General features: G+C 45.0%; 18 protein-coding genes. 7 read left to right on the top strand and 11 right to left on the bottom strand.

Annotation, left to right across the window (positions count from 1 at the left end; genetic code table 11):
- Position 1 precedes the first annotated feature (1 nt).
- Together G3M65_RS01370 and secF are read right to left on the bottom strand one after the other, a co-directional pair.
- On the bottom strand, positions 2-568 hold the full coding sequence (locus tag G3M65_RS01370; RefSeq protein WP_173832786.1) for a tetratricopeptide repeat protein: 567 nt from the start codon (positions 566-568) through the stop codon (positions 2-4).
- An 8-nt stretch (positions 569-576) separates the two neighbouring features.
- Positions 577-1,440 carry a protein translocase subunit SecF gene (gene secF / locus G3M65_RS01375; protein WP_173832787.1) on the bottom strand — a complete coding sequence of 288 codons (864 nt, stop codon included), beginning with the start codon at positions 1,438-1,440 and terminating at the stop codon, positions 577-579.
- 15 nt (positions 1,441-1,455) lie between these two features.
- On the opposite strand from secF, the gene G3M65_RS01380 reads away from it, so the two are divergent.
- A complete protein-coding gene (locus G3M65_RS01380; RefSeq protein ID WP_173832788.1) occupies positions 1,456-2,937 on the top strand; it encodes an ArnT family glycosyltransferase in 1,482 nt (493 codons plus the stop codon).
- On the opposite strand, the gene G3M65_RS01385 is transcribed toward G3M65_RS01380, so the two are convergent.
- Entirely contained in the window at positions 2,931-4,034 is a 1,104-nt protein-coding gene (locus tag G3M65_RS01385) for an OmpA family protein (protein ID WP_173832789.1), read from the bottom strand. The two genes, G3M65_RS01380 and G3M65_RS01385, sit on opposite strands and share 7 nt — an antisense overlap.
- 42 nt (positions 4,035-4,076) lie before the next feature.
- Between G3M65_RS01385 and dtd the strand changes: the two genes are divergently transcribed.
- The gene (gene dtd, locus G3M65_RS01390) at positions 4,077-4,520 is read left to right on the top strand and encodes a D-aminoacyl-tRNA deacylase (protein WP_173832790.1); all 444 of its coding nucleotides are present in this window, start codon (positions 4,077-4,079) and stop codon (positions 4,518-4,520) included.
- Here the strand turns inward: dtd and G3M65_RS01395 are convergent.
- The gene (locus G3M65_RS01395) at positions 4,517-6,367 is read right to left on the bottom strand and encodes a helicase HerA domain-containing protein (RefSeq protein ID WP_173832791.1); all 1,851 of its coding nucleotides are present in this window, start codon (positions 6,365-6,367) and stop codon (positions 4,517-4,519) included. The genes dtd and G3M65_RS01395 overlap by 4 nt on opposite strands.
- A complete protein-coding gene (coaE, locus tag G3M65_RS01400; protein WP_173832792.1) occupies positions 6,351-6,965 on the bottom strand; it encodes a dephospho-CoA kinase in 615 nt (204 codons plus the stop codon). Before coaE ends, G3M65_RS01395 begins: the two co-directional genes overlap by 17 nt.
- Positions 6,966-6,994: 29 nt before the next feature.
- On the opposite strand from coaE, the gene G3M65_RS01405 reads away from it, so the two are divergent.
- The 5 genes from G3M65_RS01405 to G3M65_RS01425 are packed head-to-tail and all read left to right on the top strand — an operon-like array spanning position 6,995 to position 9,697.
- Positions 6,995-7,243 (top strand): c-type cytochrome, encoded by a 249-nt coding sequence (locus G3M65_RS01405; protein ID WP_173832793.1) that lies wholly within the window; start codon positions 6,995-6,997, stop codon positions 7,241-7,243.
- Positions 7,244-7,247: 4 nt separating this feature from the next.
- Positions 7,248-7,763 carry a Uma2 family endonuclease gene (locus tag G3M65_RS01410; protein ID WP_173832794.1) on the top strand — a complete coding sequence of 172 codons (516 nt, stop codon included), beginning with the start codon at positions 7,248-7,250 and terminating at the stop codon, positions 7,761-7,763.
- Between the two features lie 10 nt (positions 7,764-7,773).
- The gene (locus G3M65_RS01415) at positions 7,774-8,979 is read left to right on the top strand and encodes a molybdopterin molybdotransferase MoeA (RefSeq protein WP_173832795.1); all 1,206 of its coding nucleotides are present in this window, start codon (positions 7,774-7,776) and stop codon (positions 8,977-8,979) included.
- The gene (locus G3M65_RS01420) at positions 8,979-9,329 is read left to right on the top strand and encodes a nucleotidyltransferase family protein (protein ID WP_173832796.1); all 351 of its coding nucleotides are present in this window, start codon (positions 8,979-8,981) and stop codon (positions 9,327-9,329) included. Before G3M65_RS01415 ends, G3M65_RS01420 begins: the two co-directional genes overlap by 1 nt.
- Entirely contained in the window at positions 9,275-9,697 is a 423-nt protein-coding gene (locus tag G3M65_RS01425) for a nucleotidyltransferase substrate binding protein (RefSeq protein WP_173832797.1), read from the top strand. Before G3M65_RS01420 ends, G3M65_RS01425 begins: the two co-directional genes overlap by 55 nt.
- On the opposite strand, the gene sreC is transcribed toward G3M65_RS01425, so the two are convergent.
- The 6 genes from sreC to sreA are packed head-to-tail and all read right to left on the bottom strand — an operon-like array spanning position 9,694 to position 15,890.
- Positions 9,694-10,704, bottom strand: a complete 1,011-nt coding sequence (sreC, locus tag G3M65_RS01430) for a sulfur reductase subunit SreC (RefSeq protein WP_173832798.1) — start codon at positions 10,702-10,704, stop codon at positions 9,694-9,696. The genes G3M65_RS01425 and sreC overlap by 4 nt on opposite strands.
- 3 nt (positions 10,705-10,707) lie before the next feature.
- A complete protein-coding gene (gene sreB, locus G3M65_RS01435; RefSeq protein ID WP_173832799.1) occupies positions 10,708-11,406 on the bottom strand; it encodes a sulfur reductase subunit SreB in 699 nt (232 codons plus the stop codon).
- A gap of 2 nt (positions 11,407-11,408) precedes the next feature.
- Positions 11,409-11,954, bottom strand: a complete 546-nt coding sequence (locus G3M65_RS01440; RefSeq protein ID WP_173832800.1) for a Uma2 family endonuclease — start codon at positions 11,952-11,954, stop codon at positions 11,409-11,411.
- Complete coding sequence (locus G3M65_RS01445; RefSeq protein WP_173832801.1) at positions 11,951-12,502, bottom strand: Uma2 family endonuclease; 552 nt, start codon at positions 12,500-12,502, stop codon at positions 11,951-11,953. The genes G3M65_RS01440 and G3M65_RS01445 overlap by 4 nt, the downstream gene beginning before the upstream one ends.
- On the bottom strand, positions 12,499-13,050 hold the full coding sequence (locus tag G3M65_RS01450; RefSeq protein ID WP_173832802.1) for a Uma2 family endonuclease: 552 nt from the start codon (positions 13,048-13,050) through the stop codon (positions 12,499-12,501). Before G3M65_RS01450 ends, G3M65_RS01445 begins: the two co-directional genes overlap by 4 nt.
- Positions 13,047-15,890, bottom strand: a complete 2,844-nt coding sequence (gene sreA / locus G3M65_RS01455) for a sulfur reductase subunit SreA (RefSeq protein ID WP_173832803.1) — start codon at positions 15,888-15,890, stop codon at positions 13,047-13,049. Before sreA ends, G3M65_RS01450 begins: the two co-directional genes overlap by 4 nt.
- Positions 15,891-15,927 lie beyond the last annotated feature (37 nt).

Genomic DNA, 15,927 nt, shown 5'->3' on the forward strand with positions numbered 1-15,927 from the left:
GCTAATCCCCCATGAGAGAAAGAGCTTGTGCCATATTGGCAAAGTAGGTGTTGGGACTTTTTTCTTCTATCTTTTTCAAGACCGCCCTTGCCTCTTCTGTTTTTCCTTCCGCTTTGAGAATCTGAGCCTTTAGCAGGAGAGAACTTGCGTAATTAAAGTCCTCTTCCCTTATGCCCTCCAGTTCTCTAAGAGCATCCTTTTTTTTACCCTCTCTAAAGAGCTCATAAGCGTACCTTTCTCTGTAGAGGGCTAATAGCTTCTTGTCCTTGAGGTTTTTTACTATTTCACCGAGCACCTCATGGGTATTAACCTTGCTTTCCTTTGAATGCTTCGAAATGTAGAGCTTATAGGAGAGAAGAAGAGGTTTCATGGGACTGTTAGGGGCAGAGTTTATAAGCTCCTCCGCCTTTTTGTAGTTGCCTGCTTGCAGAAGTTTTCTTATTTCGTATTCTTTATAAGAAGCCTCCTGAAGTTTACGATTTCTGTAGTTATCCCAAAGGAGAAAGCCTCCAACAAGAATAAGAACGACCGCTATAAGACCACCTACCCTTAACAGAATATCCCTCATCAATAAGATTATACACCCACGGGCTGAGCCCTAAACCTGCTCTTAATATCAAAGACCAGAGCACTTGCCACAAATATGGAGGACAAAGTTCCCACCACAACACCCACTACAAAGGAGAACATTATGTTAGAGAGGGCAGGACCTCCAAACATAAAGAGCATGAGAGAAACCACAAAGGTGGTAAGAGAGGTCATTATGGTTCTTGCGAGGGTCTGGTTTATGGAGATGTCTATCAAGTCTCTAAAGGGTGTTCCCTTCCTTATCCTGAGGTTTTCCCTTATTCGGTCAAAGACCACCACCGTATCAGAGACCGAATAGCCAGCCACGATAAGAAGAGCCGCTACCACATCAAGGTTCACCTCCCTCTGGGTTATAGAATATGCACCCACCACTATAAGCACATCGTGAGCCAGAGCAATTATAGCCCCAAAAGCCCAAAGGGGTTCAAACCTATATCCAAGGTAAAGAAGTATGCCAAAAATGGCAATTAGCATCGCCCATATTGCCTTTTGACGAAGCTCAGAGGTTATTATTCCTCCTATGCTTTCAGACCTTATTAGTTCGTAGTTGGAAAGGGTCTTCAGCTTTTCAAGAGCTGGCTGTGTGGGGTCTCCAAGTCTTAGCTTTACAATAACCGTTCCCTGTGCGGTGTCCTGAACTTGAAAGTGAGAGTATCTTGCTTCTTCAAGAAGTCTTCTTACCTCTCCAACCTTTACAGGCTTTTCAAACTTTACCTCAAGAACACTACCACCAGTAAAGTCAAGCCCAAGATTGAGACCCTTATAAAAAAGAGATAGAAGGCTTAGGATGAGAAGCAAGAGGGATATAACATAGGCATAATACCTGAGGCTCATAAAGGGTATACTTTTCATGTTTATAATTGTAGCATGCTTTACCTTATAGCTCTTTTGGTGCCTCTGCTTTACTTTTTTAACTTGGGAAGTTTTCAGGTCTGGTCTCCCAACGAAGCCTTTTATGCGGACTCTGCGCGCAGAATGCTACAGAGTGGTGATTTCATAACACCATACTATAATGGAGAGTTAAGGCTCAATAAACCACCCATGACCTATTGGCTTGTGGCTATCGGCTATTCCCTCTTTGGTGTCAACGAATTTGGTCTTAGGTTTATGCATTCCCTTCTTGGGCTTGGGACGGGCCTCATAACCCTGCTAATGGCAAGAGAGCTTACTGGAAGCTGGAGGGTCGGGCTTCTGAGCTTTGTGGTGCTTACCCTATCTTTGCAGTTCTTTGCCAATGCCCAATATGCCTCTCCAGAATTGCCCTTTACCTTCTTTATAACCCTTAGCCTTTATCTGTGGCTTTTATACTACAGGAGGGAAAACATAGTTTTCCTGCCTCTCGCTCTTCTTTCTTCCTCTCTTGCCATGCTTGTAAAGGGTCCTGCGGGCTTTGTCCTGCCGGCGGGCGTAGTCTTTTTATACCTTCTTCTAACAGACCCAAAGGAGCTTCTAAAACTTAGGTATTACCTTCTCAGCCTTTTTGCCCTTGCTCTGGGTCTTTGGTGGCACTTCTATCAGCTCCTTACCAAGGGAAGCCTCTTCTGGGAGGTTTTCTACCGAGAAAATCTCAAAAGGGTCTATCATGGCAATGAGCCCTTCTACTTTTACTTAGCAGACCTAAATGTGAGCTTCTTACCCTATTCGCTTATCTTCTTCCCAGCACTTCTTTGGGTAGTCCTAAGGGTCAGAAGAGAATACGCCTTTCCCCTCCTGTGGTTTTCTTTTGTTTATGGGCTCTTTAGTCTTATCGCTCAAAAGATACCCGTTTATGTGCTTCCTGCCTTTCCCGCCCTTGCCATTATTACCTCTGGCTTTTTGGAGTCTCAGGATTGGGAGAAGCTCAAGAAGACTATGTCCTTTACGCTCTCCGCACTGATAGTGCTTGTGCTTCTTATCGGTGTGTTTGTCTTTTCACTAAACACCTTGCTTTTACTTCTGTTGCCTCTCCCCTTTGTGCTTTTCCTCAGGGACTACAGGCTTTCGCCTGCGGTGACTGGTCTCTTAATTGTGGTGTTTCTCAAACTTGGGCTACTGCCAGAGCTGGAGAACAAAAGGCACGTGAGAGAGTTGGGTCATTTTATAAGAGAACTTGACCCTACTGGGGCAAAGCCCACATATGAGGTGGGACACTTCCACCATAGCCTGCCCTTCTATTCGGAGAGAAGGATAATAAGAGATAGCCAGCCCGAAAGGGGGTCTGTGGTAGTTTTCAGGCTCAATTCCTTTGATGGTTGTGAGCCAGTTAGGACCTTCAGGCTTTATACTGGTTCAGAAAGTAGGCTCTTTAAGTTTATCATGGATGCACGCAGGGATAAAAACTTTGCAGATTTTGGCGTATGCCTCTATTGACTAGGTACTTGAATCACGATAAACTCCGCTCTTCTGTTCGTAAACCTTCCTATGGGAGTGGTATTGTCCGCTATGTATCTTTCTTTTCCAAAGCCAGCGATCTCTATCCTGTCCGCAGGTATGCCAGCCTTTATAAGATAATCTCTTACCGCCTGAGCTCTTCTTAGAGCGAGCCTGTCGTTATACGCTTTTGGTCCTATGTTGTCTGTAAAGCCTTCTATCCTTACCCTTACATTGGGGTTCTCCTTAAGGGTCTTTACCACTTCGTTGAGAAGTGGGATGTATTCCCTTTTTATGCTGTGTTTATCAAAGTCAAAGTGCACCCTTGCGGTCACCATGAGGGGCTCTTCCTGAGGTTGAGCTGGCATAGGAGCAGGTGCGGGAGGAGGTGTCACTTGTTCAGCCTTTGCAAGCTCCGGAACAAAGGGCTTTCCCGTATAGCATTCAAGGTTTCCTTCTCTGGCAATATCCACCTTCTGTATAGCATTCTTAAGCTCCATCTGGGCTTTTTCGTAAAAATTCACAACTCTTGTGACGCTGGGTTGGGGTTTTGAAAGCTCATAAGCCATGGCATCGTAGTAAACCTCCCCCCTTGCAAGTTCTACAGGGGCACAGCTCAAGGCTTTGTTTTCCCTTGCATACCTTAGCGCGGAGTTCAGGGAGTTTATGTCAATCCCAAGGGCTTTTTCGTATTCTACCCTTACTTTTGAACCTTCTTCTTCATCGTAGTAGAAAGGCTCCCCATACTCACCATATTCAACCTTTTTAACCTTCTTTATCTCCGCCTGAGTTATGAATTCTATGCTATCAAGAGCCACCTTTTCTGAAGCAGTTTTAGAAAGAGCGTTAAAGCTCTTTACCATAAAGAGCCTTGAGCCTACTTCATCCATTTCGGAAGCCAACAAGTTAGCCACATCCCTGCTCGCCCTTGCCTTCTCAAAGTGGTAGGGGTTCTTCTTGTCCACCTCCCCCCTCTTTGCAAGCTCAATGCTTCTCTGAACTTGATTTATACCTTCAAGAAGTCTCATGTTAGAGAGGTCTTGTGCAAAGAGGAATGTGGAGCTTATTAGTAATAGTAAAATGCTAAGCCTTTTCATGCTTCCCTCCTTTCTCCTTATTCTACAATAAAATTTTACATCATGCGGGCTGTTCTACAAAGGGTCAGGGAGTCAAAGGTTATTGTGGAGGGCGTAGAAGTGGCAAGCATAGGGGAGGGGCTTAATATACTCTTAGGTGTAGGTGTGGGAGATACAGAGGAAGATGTGAAAAAGCTCGTAGAAAAGACAGTGAGCCTTCGTATATTTGAAGATAGCTCTGGAAAGTTTAACCTTTCTATTCTTGATATAAAGGGCTCTGCACTTGTGGTTTCCCAATTTACTCTTTACGCTAACGTAAAAAAAGGTAGGAGACCCAGCTTTGAGCTTACGGAGAAACCAGACAGGGCAAAAGAGCTTTACGAACTTTTTGTAAAAAGGCTCTCGGAGTATGTGCCTACCCAGTGTGGTGTGTTTGGTGCCATGATGGAAGTTCATATAGTCAACTGGGGACCCGTCACCATAATTCTTGATAGTAAAGAACTTTAGAGCTCTATCTCCACAAGCATGCTAAAGGGAACCGCTATGCCACTAAGGAACAGATGTCCGGGTTTTAAGGTGGGGAGAAGCCTCAGCTGGTCTTCGGAGGGATACTCAAAAAACTGAGACACTGCGCTTATATCGTTCTGGGTTATGAGCCTGAAGATTGCCTGAGTGTTTAGTTGTGATAGCACATATTTGCTCAGATTTGCAGGTCTTTGGGATACCGCCACGAGACCTATGCCAAACTTTCTCCCCTCAAGGGCTATCCTCTTGGTCATGTTTATGGCGAAGTTTTCCCTGCCAGCGGGGACATCTGTAGCACCCCTCTCTGGAGCAAAGTTATGAGCTTCTTCGAGCACCACAAGTCTTCTCAGAGTGTTAGACCTTGCCAAAGACAAGATTTCCCTGAGTATCAAACCGGTCAAGTTCAATCGTGTTGTAAGGTTCACCACATCTCTAAGGTCTACTATAACCACATCTTTCGTAGAGCTTAAAGCATCCTCCAGCAGTCTAAAGACCTCTGGTTGATTTTGGAGTGCCTCTTGCCCCATATCTTTTGAGATCATATGAAGCACTTCAACCACATCCCTTCTTAGTCCACCCTTTGAGACATTAAGGAGCATATCCCCAAGCCCCCTTTCATTGTAGGCGGAGGTCTTAAGGTCTGGTTTTAGGAAAGCCCTCAATTGAGTAAGGAAACCCCTCTCTTCCTCACTCCTTTCGTGAAGGGAAAGACCATATTCCCTAAATAGGTCCTTTATATCCTCTATCCAAACAGGAATTAGAGTGTAGGGTATTTTCACATAGTGCACCCTTTCTTCTTTAATCCTCAGCTTTTGCTTGTATTCTCCAAAAAGGTCAAAAATAAGGGTTTTGCATGTTCCAGGTGGTGTGTTTTCCACGAGCCTAACCACAAAGGTGGTTTTCCCAGACCCTGTTGTCCCAAGAACAGCCATGTGCATACCGCTTATCTTCGCAAGGTCTAAGTGGACATACACTCCCTTTCCCACGAGGTTTCCAACCTTTATGGGTAGGTCCATTGTATAGCCAGAAAGGTTTGTTCTCATTACCTTCCGCAGACCCTCGTCCTCCTCTCTGACGCTGAGAAGTTGGTCTCCCGGTAAAAGACCAGAGATTGGCGTGCTAAAGTATCCTTCCTCTTCTTCTATGAGCTCAAGGAGCACTTTGACCTTTCCCATAAGGATAGACTTTCTAAGGAGTGTCTTATAGTAGGCAACGAGCCAGCTCCTGCTTTCAGAAGGCATCTCCACAAAATCCAGCTGACCTGTCTGAGTGTATACCCTTGTGAGCTTACATAGAAGTCTTCCCCTCTCACCCTGAGCCCAGAGGAAAGACTGCTCTGGAAGGTTCTCAAAAAGAAGAACCACCGCCTCTACAGAAGATTCTGCAGACACAACAACCGCTACCGCATCCTTAGATAGCCTTACAGACTCTTTTTTATAATCCTCAAATAGCTCAAGGGTCTTCTTAACCTCCTCCCCCCGTAGGGAAACCATCACTTCCAAATTGCCCTCTTCCTCAAGCCCAGACCTTGTAAGGTTTGCGGAGCCCACGAAGGCTACTTTATCGTCTATGAGTATTAATTTTGCGTGAAGCCTATGGTTTATATATATTTTTGCCCCATACTTTTCCAAAACTCTGAATGTTCCTTCACCTGTTATGCCGAGGTCCTTTAGATCTCCTGCCCTAAGTATAACTTCAAGTTTTACCCCCTTAGGAAGTCCTTCAAGGATCTTTTCCACCATACACTGATCAATCCAAGGCGAGGCTATCTTGAGGCTTTTTTCAGCTTTTGCTATTTCCTCCTTTATGGGCTCAAGAAAATTCTTCATTTTGAAACTCCACCCAATTCCTGAAGACCCTCACAAGTTCAAAGGTTCTGCTTCTGAGTTTGTTAAGGGTTTCCGTGTTCTCCAGTATGAAGTGAGCGTATCTCATCTTCTCTTCAGGTGGCAGTTGGTTTCTCCATCTCCTCTCAAAGTCCTCCAAACTGTAGCCTGCCCTCAAGGCTCTCTCCTTGCAAAGTTCATAAGGTGCATACACAAGCACCGTCGCGTGGTAATTTCTGTACGTGCCTTTCTCTATTAACAGGCTTGCTTCCACAACCACAATGCTATTTGAAGGAAGCCTTCTAAACTCTTCATCAAGCCTTCTGTATAGTTCAGTATGAGTTATACTTTCCAACAGTCTTAGGCTCTGTGGGTCTGAAAAGACTATCTGTGCAAGTGTTTTTCTGTCAATGTTTCCCTCCTTGTCAAGCACCCTATCGCCAAAAGCCTCTAATACCTTTTTGTAAACTTCACCCTTTTCTTCGTAGAAGGACCTTATTATTCTGTCCGCATCAAAGACGTGAAAGCCGGCCTCTTGAAAAAAACTTCCTACGGTGGATTTACCAGAGCCAAGATTTCCTGTTAAGGCTATCTTTAACATTAAGAGATATTTTAAACGGAGGTGCGGTCATGAAAAAGTTTTATATATCCCTTTTGCTTGTAAGCCTTGGCTTTGCCTTAGAGGGAGAGCTTATCTTTAAAAATTCTTGTATGAGATGCCATACAGAAAAGGATAGAAAGCCCCTGAGCTACCTAAAGGAGAAGTACAAGGGTAAGCCTGAGGCAGTTATGGAGCTTACGAAAAGGTGTCCATGGGGTCAGGGGCTGTCGGAAATGGAAGCGGAACTTGTCAGCAAGTGGCTGGCGGGTATAAAATAGAGCCATGGGCTTGGCTGAAAGGTATCCAGTAAGATACACGGTGGAGGACTGGAAGCACTGGCAAGGAGACTGGGAGCTGGTGGAGGGCGTTCCCTACGCTATGGCGTCGCCTAGACCAGTGAACCAAATGCTGCTCAGCCAGCTCTCTTGGCTTTTGATAACAAAGCTGGTAGGGTGTCCTCAGTGTGTAGTCTATTCAGAGCTTGATTGGTATGTTAGCTATGATACAGTTATAAGACCTGATTTAATGGTGCTTTGTGGGGATATTCCTGAGAGAGTAGAAAGACCTCCAGAGCTTGTGGTGGAAATAGTTTCGCCCTCCAGCAGGCATATGGACGAAGGGCTAAAGTTTGAACTGTGTGAAAGGGAAGGTGTGAAATACTTTGTGTTAGTTTACCCCGAAGAGAGAAGTGTTAGGGTCTTTGAGCTTTTGGAGGATAAATACGAAGAAAAGCCTGACAGGAATTTCAAGCTATCAGCCTGTGAAGTTGAAATTGATTTTGCAAAAATATTTGTTTAGGGGGTATGGCATGCTTACGCCTTACGAGACAGCCCTTGACTTGCTCCTTGAAAGAGTGGAAAGACTACCAACGGAAAGGGTGTTGCTGTGGGATGCGGTAAATAGGGTGCTGGCGGAGGATGTGTTTGCAGACAGGGACAGCCCAGCCTTTGATAACTCCGCCATGGACGGCTATGCGGTCGTATCTCAAGACCTTGAGGAAGTTCCAGTAAAGCTAAGGATGGTGGGTGAGGTCTCCGCAGGTGGTGAGTTCTCTGGACGCTTAGAGAGGGGACAAGCCATAAGGATATTCACGGGTGCACCTATTCCAGAGGGTGCAAATGCGGTTGTGCCTGTAGAATATACGAAACTTGAAGGTGAGTATGTGCTCATAGAAAGGTCTTTCAAAGAGGGTGCTAACATAAGGAGAAGGGGAGAAGAAATAAAGGGAGGAGAACTTATTCTCAAGAGAGGCACGAGGATAAGGGGCTATGAGGTAGGTCTGCTTGCCTTTGCCAACAAGGTCTTTGTGGAAGTGTGTCAAAAGCCAAGAGTAGCGGTGCTTTCCACTGGCGACGAGATAAAAGAGCCTGGAGAACCCATAGAAAAGCCATCACAGATAAGGAGCACAAATAATCACCTTCTGTATGCAAGGGCAAGGGAGCTTGGTTGTGAAGTGCACCAGCTGGGGATAATAAGGGATGAGCCAGAGAGTATAAAGAAAGTCCTCCAGAGGGTGGAAGATTACGACGTGTTTATCACCACAGGTGGGGTATCTGCAGGAGAGAAGGATTTTGTCCATAAGTTGGTAAAGGATATGGGTTTTGAGGTGGTCTTCCACAAGCTAAGGATAAAGCCTGCAAAACCTGTGCTTTTTGCCAAAAGGGGAAGGACCCTCTTCTTTGGTCTACCGGGCAATCCCGTATCCTGTGTCATGGCTTTTGATATACTTGTTAAACCAGCCCTTTTGAAAATGCAGGGAGTAGAAGAGCATAGACCCAAGTTTCTAAAGGCAGAGCTTCTTAGGGATTTTTCAAGGAAGGATGCGGAAAGAAGAGAGTTCGTAAGAGCGAAGTATATGGAGAAGGACGGCAGGCTATTTTGTGACTATTCTCCTAAAACTCAGTCTCACATGCTTACCTCATACATGGATGCCAACTGCTACATGGTAGTATACGAAGGGGTGCATGAGCTAAAGGCAGGTCAACAGGTAGATATTGTGCCTTTTGATTGGTGATGGAAAGTGGAGAGCTGTGGAAACTAAGGAAACAAGTGCTTGAAGTTCTTGGGTCTAAGCTAAACATAGATAAGTGTCTTCTTCTCCTGTATGGCTCAACCGCCTTAGGAGAGGACACAGAGCTTTCAGATATAGACCTTGCTTTGGACTGCCTTGAACCCATAGAGGATGGGCTTTTTCTACAGCTTGAGGAAGAGCTAAACCTGTATGTGGACACACCAAAGAGGATTGAGCTTGTAGAGTTAAGGAGATTGTCTGAGGAATTCTTAGAGAGCATACTCACAGGAGCGGTGTTATGGCATGTGGGGAAAGATTACTTAAAAAGTTGGCTCAAACAGAAAGGGCTTTAGGCAAGTTGGAGCAGGTAAAGGACCTCAAAGAAAGGCTTGAGGAAGAGATTCTTTATGAAGTTTGTGTAAAAAGGTTTGAATACACCTTTAAAACCTCGTGGAAAACGGTCAGGCTTTTTCTTTTAGAGCAAAAAGGGCTTGAATGTAATTCTCCTATGGATTGTTTTAAGAGTTTTTACTCCGTTGGAATGTTAGAGAAGGGTTTTGGAAACAATATTCCTCGCGTGGTTAGACTAAGAAATGAAGTGGTTCATATATACGATTTTTCTTTGGCAGAAAAGGCTTATACAAGCATAATGGAGACCGCCCTGCCTCTTCTCAGGGCGGTGGTTAGGAAAATAAGGGAGGAGTGCCAAAAGGAAGATTAGAGCCTTATGACCGTTTTCTTTCTTTCCATATAGCCCTTTCTCAGTCTATAGCCTTCTTCTGGGTATAGTCCATAAAAGAGATTTTGCACGTGGTTGCCTTCCACGAAGAAACACCACCTTTCTAAAAAGCTACCCAATACGAGGCTTGCAAAGGCTATCTTAAAAAAGTTGTAGTTATAGTTTCCAGTAATCCAAGCGTAGACTATAAGGAAAAGTGGCACAATGAAGGTGAGTATGTAGGCAACAGGAAGAACAGAGCCAAGTAGGTCTTTACCTTTTTTGTAATAGAATTCCTCTGTGCAGTAATTGTTTGTGGTTGTGCCTGTGTCAAGGACTCTTATGGGTCTGTTGTGTGGTAGGTTTAGGGCTTCATTTATGGTTGGTCTTGGAATGATAAACTGCCTTATGTTAAAGGCTATCCTAAAGGCAAGCCCAAGGGAAACAAATAGGAATGTGAGGAAAAGATAAGTTGGGATAAACTCGGGTCTGTAAAAATAGGTCAAAGACAAAAAGGCAGAGGAGCCAAGCATAAGATACATGTTGAGATAATAAAGCACCGTGAGAGAGGTATTCCACTCAAGCACAAACTTGTTGCTGGCGTATATCATGGCAGTGGAAAAGGCAGAAAGCCATCCAAGAACAAAGGTAAGGATACCCAAAGAGTGCTGTATAAAGGGGTTTGCATTAAAGTAATAGGCAAGCCCATAAAGAAAAAGGACAAAACCATAGACTCCACTAAAGACCGCCTCACGGGAAAGCCAAGAGGTGTGGAAACGCTTTATAGCCTTCCAGGCTCTCATTTTGTGTCCAAGGTGAAAGCTCGCACCAATTGCACCAAGTCCTATGAGGATGAGGGAGATAACCAGTGAAATAATAACTGCCTGTCTTGGCATTGCGGTGTTTTTACCAAAGAGTATGAGAAACTCCATAAAGTAGGTAAAGGTGAAAAGCCCTATGGAAACACCTGCGGTTAAGAAAAACCATATCAAAGAGATGGGTGGATGCATGCCTTAACCTCCTACATGATGTCTTCTTAAAACCTCTAAGAAGAGAGGATTATCGTGCTTTAGAAGGTGCTCGTCCACATGGACTTTTGTCTCCGTTCTTGGCAAGTAGTGATTACCTGGGTTTGTGCCTGCGTCAGAGAATAGCACAAAGCCATTACGCTCCTTTATGACCCTGTACACTTCGCTGTTTGGGTCTTCTATATCTCCAAAGAACCTTGCCTTTGCAGGGCATGTAAGGACACAGGCAGGTTTTCTGTGCTCTGGTGGAAGGGACTCGTCGTATATTCTGTCTATACAAAGGGTGCATTTTTTCATCACCTTGTCCGCTTCGTCAAATTCTCTACAACCATAGGGACAAGACCAAGAGCAGAGCTTACAACCAATGCAGTCATCATAATTTACAAGCACTATGCCATCCTGCTCTCTCTTGTAGCTTGCACCTGTGGGACAAACTGGGACGCAGGGTGCGTCTTGACAGTGCAGGCAAGACTTAGGAAGGTGAAAGACCTGCGTATTTGGAAACTCGCCCATTTCGTAGGTCATTATTCTGTTATACCAAACACCCTGAGGCTCCTTACCATAAGGGTCAAAGTCAGAAAGAGGTCCAAAGGCTGCCTGTGTGTTCCACTCTTTGCAGTTTGTAGCACAGGCATGACAGCCAACACAGGTGTTAAGGTCTATCACAAGTGCAAACTGTGCCATCTTTATACCTCCTTAAAAACTTCTTCAAGGTCTAAGTCTACATCTAAAACTTTAGAAAATACCTTACCCTTTTCCACAGCCCTTGAAGTTAGCTTAAAACCTTCTTCTGAGTTTGTGTATATTTCAAGGCTTCTTTCCATAGGGTCAACTATCCAATACTCTCTCACTCCTGCCCTTTCGTAAACCTTTTTCTTGACCCTTAGGTCGTAGTATGCAGTGGAAGGCGAGAGTATCTCTACCACCACATCAGGCGGTCCATACACACCCTTGCTAGTTATCCTTGCCTTTGAGCCTTTTAAAACCACCATTATATCTGGCTGGTAGGCGTTTTCTTCGTCAAGATATAAGTCCACTGGAGCGTAGATGACCTCACCTTTGCCTGCATCTTCGATGAGCCTATATAATCTCACAAAGACCCTCTTTGAGCTTCTAAAGTGCTCAAACCCTGGTGCTGGGCTCATAATAAGCTCTCCTTCAACAAGCTGGTATGGACTACCTTCTGGCAATGCCTCGTAGTCTGCTACAGTCTTCTTTTCAAGGGTCTTCATGGCTCTATACCCTCAAAAACCTCTTCAAGCTCAAGCTCCAAAGAAAGCACCTCAGACCTCACCACACCCTTACCCTTTGCCTTGCTTATAAGTTTAAAACCCTCTTCTGTATTGAGATATACCTCAAAAGTTCTCCTAAGAGGGTCCACTATCCAATACTCTCTCACTCCAGACCTCTCATAAACATCCTTTTTTTGCGTCAAGTCATAGTATGCAGTGGAAGGTGAAAGTATCTCCACCACCACATCAGGCGGTCCATAAACGCCTTTTCTGGTTATCTTTGCCTTTGAGCCTTTGAGAATTACCACTATGTCAGGTTGGTAGACGTTCTCTTCATCAATATACACGTCAAGGGGTGCGTATAGCACTCTTCCAATAGCCTTTTGCTTGAGGAAACTATAAAGCCTGTGGCTTATGTTTATAGAAGTCTGCTGGTGCTCAAACCCCGGTGCTGGGCTCATAACAAGCTCTCCTTCAATGAGTTGGTATGGGCTACCTTCTGGCAATACCTCATAATCTGTTACGGTCTTCTTCTCAAGGATCTTCATGGCTCTATACCCTCAAAAACCTCTTCAAGCTCAAGCTCCAAAGAAAGCACCTCAGACCTCACCACACCCTTACCCTTTGCCTTGCTTATGAGTTTAAAACCCTCCTCTGTATTGAGATATACCTCAAAGGTTCTCCTAAGAGGGTCTACAAGCCAATACTCTCTCACTCCAGACCTCTCATAAACATCCTTCTTCTGCGTCAAGTCATAATAAGCGGTAGAGGGTGAGAGTATTTCCACCACCACATCAGGCGGTCCATAAACGCCTTTTCTGGTTATCTTTGCCTTTGAACCCCTGAGAATCACCATTATATCTGGCTGGTAGACGTTCTCTTCGTCAAGATATAGGTCTACTGGGGCGTAAATGACCCTTCCTCTGCCAGCACGATAAACAGCATCCGCAAGCCTTAGTACAAGGTTAAAGGAGCTCCCAAAATGTTCAAACCCTGGTGCTGGGCTCATAATAAGCTCTCCCTCAACAAGCTGGTAGGGACTACCTTCTGGCAATGCTTCATAGTCCGCTAAAGTCTTCTTCTCAAGGGTCTTCATGGCTTATACCTCAGCACTGGCACCCATCTTTCTTTAATGTAGTCAAGTGGCTCTACTTCAAACTGCGGGTAGGTTTCTGGTGTTTGGTCTTCCGCTTTGTAGACCTTTACCTTTGTATCAAACCAAGCAAGGTGTCCTGTTATTGGGTCTCCATAGTAGACTTCCCTTCCTCCTATGCGTATGCTGTGGGGTATAACATGGTTGAGGAGAAAGCCTTCACGCCCTTCGTCAGCTTCTGGCTTTAGACCCCATGCTCCTTTCATTTTGCCTATGGCGTTCCAAGTCCAAACAGAGTTGGGTTCTGTAGTATTGGTGAGAAACACTTGGCATTTTACCTTTCCTATTCTGGACTCAACCCATACCCAGTCAAGGTGCTTTATACCAAGCTTCTCTGCGGTCTTGGGGTTCATATACAGGTAGTTCCTTGTGGATATCTGTCTTAGCCATGCATTTTGAGAGTCCCAAGAGTGATACATCCACTGGGGTCTCTGTGTAAAGGCATAGAGAGGATAGTCTTTATTGGAGACCTCTTCCTCAAAGGGCGGATACCAGAAGGGTAGAGGGTCAAAGTATTTAACAAGTCTTTCTCTGAGTATGGGGTCGTTGGGTGGCTGGTTTTTGCCTTCCCACAATCCTTGACCTGCAAGCCTAAAGGTTTGTAGCGTTTCAAGGTAGAAGTTAAAGACTATCGGAGCTACCTTCTTTATAAAGCCTACGCTTACCGCCCACTCTTGGTAGTCCTTGTTTACATGCCTGTAGAACCTCATATTTTCTGGCAGTTTGTAGTAGAAAAAGCCCTTGTTCTTTATATACATTTCAAGCTGGTTAGGGTTTGGTTCCCCCACAAAGTGTTTGTCTCCGTTTTTGCCTCTCCATCCTGCAAGAGCACCCACACCAGGTCTTATCTGCCAGTTTATAAGAAAGTCCTTAAAGTCCTTATATTTCCTTGAGCCATCTGGATTTACAAAGCCAGGGAGCTTTAACCTTGAGCCAAGCTCCACCATCACATCACCCCAACCTCTCACATCATAGCCGTTTGCCAGAGGGTCTACTATGGGATGTCTTAGAGCATCCACAGGACCATCTACCGCAGAAGGTGGTCTATCAAGCAAAGACAGAGCAAACCATTGCTCAAGGTAAGTGGCATCTGGAAGAACTAAGTCCGAGTATGCAACCTGCTCGCTATAGAAGGCATCTATGGTTATAACCTTAGGGATTATGTAATTACCCGCAGGGTCTGTAGCAGTTAGGGCTTGGATTATGTAGGGTATATTCTGAGAGGAGTTCCATGCCATGTTTGCCATGTAAATCATAAGCACCTCAATGTGGTAAGGATTGCCCTCGTATGCTGCAGGTATAACGTTTTGTATAAGACCGTGAGCGGTTAGAGGAAACCACCAACTGTAGGCATGGTCTATCCTTACAGGGTTGCCCTTTTCGTCCACAAGAAGGTCATCGGGGTTTTGAGGATAACCAAGATGTGGTCCGGGATACACCTCTCCATACTTTATCTCATCAGGTCTGGTAATCTTGTAAGGCTTTGGAAGGTCTTCTATGTGTTTGGGATAGGGTGGCTTATTAAGAAAACCTCCGGGCACATCCACCACACCCAGCATCATCATAAGCAAGAACACAGCCCTTGCACTTTGAAAACCGTTGCTATGAGATGCCACACCTCTCATCATATGGAAGGAAACAGGTCTACCTATAACCTTCTTGTGCTTTCTTCCCCATACATCCGTCCATTCTATGGGTAGTTCTATTGGATGATACAGGGCTATAGTTCCCATTTCCTTGGCTATTCTTTCTATATCCTTTGCAGGTATGCCCGTTATCTTTTCCACCTTTTCTGGGCTATAGTCCTTTACGAGCCTCTCTGCGAATATATCAAAAGCAGGTCTCACCTTATAGCCTTCTGGCGTGGTGAACTCTCCTATAAAGGCAGGGTCAAGGTTATCTGGCACTATCCTGTCCGCAGGCTTAAAGGACTGAGACTTTTTATCATAAACCATAGGCTTGCCTTCTGCATTTCTGTAGAAGAGACCGTCCTTTGAGGTGCCCGGTGCTTGAATTACAAGCCAGCTTGCATTGGTGTATTCTTTTAGAAACTCCCAGTTGACAAGGTTGTATTTAAAAAGCACATGCATTATACCCATAAAGAAAGCACCGTCAGTGCCTGGCTTTATAGGCACCCACTCGTCCGCTATTGCACCATAGCCCCATCTCACTGGGTTTACCACCACAAACTTTCCACCTTTGCGTTTCATTTCTTGAATACCCAGCTTGAAGGGATTAGAAGAGTGGTCTTCTGCCACGCCTATAAGCATAAAGTATTTTGTATTTTCAAAGTCCGCCTCTCCAAACTCCCAGAAAGAGCCACCAATGGAATACAGACCAGAGGCAGCAATATTTACAGAACAAAAACCTCCGTGCGCTGCCCAGTTGACCGTCCCAAGCTGGCTGGCAAACCAGCTGTTTATCTGCTGCATCTGGTCTCTTCCTGTAAAGAAGGCAATCTTATAGGGTCCCTTCTTTCTTGCCTCTTCCAGCCACTGGGTAGCTATCTCAAGTGCTTCTTCCCACTCTATTTCCTTGAACTGCCCAGAGCCTCTTGGACCCACTCTCAGCAGAGGTTTCCTGAGCCTTGCAGGGCTGTATTCTTTCATTATCCCAGATGAACCCTTGGCACAGAGAACACCCTTATTGGTTGGATGAGCGTCATTGCCCTTTATGTATGTCACCTTGTTATTTCTCACATAGACCTCTATGCCACACCTGCAGGCACACATATAGCAAGTGCTGTAGGCTTTCCTGTCGTAAAAGCTACCGCCTATCTCCATGATAGACCTCCTTTAGTAAAAAGATATACGCACGGCA

The sequence above is a fragment of the Hydrogenobacter sp. T-8 genome, assembly GCF_011006175.1.
Taxonomy (GTDB): Bacteria; Aquificota; Aquificia; order Aquificales; family Aquificaceae; genus Pampinifervens; species Pampinifervens florentissimum.